This window comes from Shewanella sp. ZOR0012 (assembly GCF_000798835.1).
Classification (GTDB): Bacteria; Pseudomonadota; Gammaproteobacteria; order Enterobacterales; family Shewanellaceae; genus Shewanella; species Shewanella xiamenensis.
The window spans coordinates 1-672 of sequence record NZ_JTLE01000085.1; the positions used below are offsets into that span (position 1 = coordinate 1).

Below are 672 nucleotides of genomic sequence, written 5' to 3' on the forward strand. Positions count from 1 at the left end.
TCAGTCGGTAGAGCAGAGGATTGAAAATCCTCGTGTCCCTGGTTCGATTCCGGGTTCGGGCACCATTATTCAGCAGTAAAAGTTAAGCCGGCATAGCTCAGTTGGTAGAGCAACTGACTTGTAATCAGTAGGTCCCGAGTTCGACTCTTGGTGCCGGCACCATAAAAAACAAAAAAGCCACTCATTGAGTGGCTTTTTTGTATCTGGGATTTCAATCAAATCATATAACTCCACTCTAAGTCACAGCCAACCTACTCTCGATAATTGCAGCGGTTTCCAAGCTCGACTTTTGCTCCTGATGCTCCTGAAACCTTCAAACAAATATTGATTTACGGCTTTACACTTAACTTTGCCAATTTTCAAAGTTCGGAGGCAGAGACTAAGGTGTTATTCGCGCCTCCCACTATTTAATTGTATTAAGCCATTGATAGTTAGGCTAAGTAAGCTTTGCACATTCAAGTAAAGCAATAAATATTGCGCATTTTGTTTAATACTTGGCCAGTCGAATTAAAAGGGCTTGCACACTGAAAGCGTGCACTATATGATACGCGCACTTCGAACGAATGGGGTGTTAAACTCACGATTTGAAGTAGACAACTAACGCTTAGTTTAGTTGCCCGAATAGCTCAGTCGGTAGAGCAGAGGATTGAAAATCCTCGTGTCCCTGGTTCG

1 tRNA gene is annotated in these 672 nt (G+C 43.0%); it reads left to right on the forward strand.

Features of this window, described 5'->3' with window-relative positions:
• The first annotated feature begins 86 nt into the window (after positions 1-86).
• A tRNA-Thr gene (locus L976_RS01695) sits at positions 87-162 on the forward strand.
• Positions 163-672 lie beyond the last annotated feature (510 nt).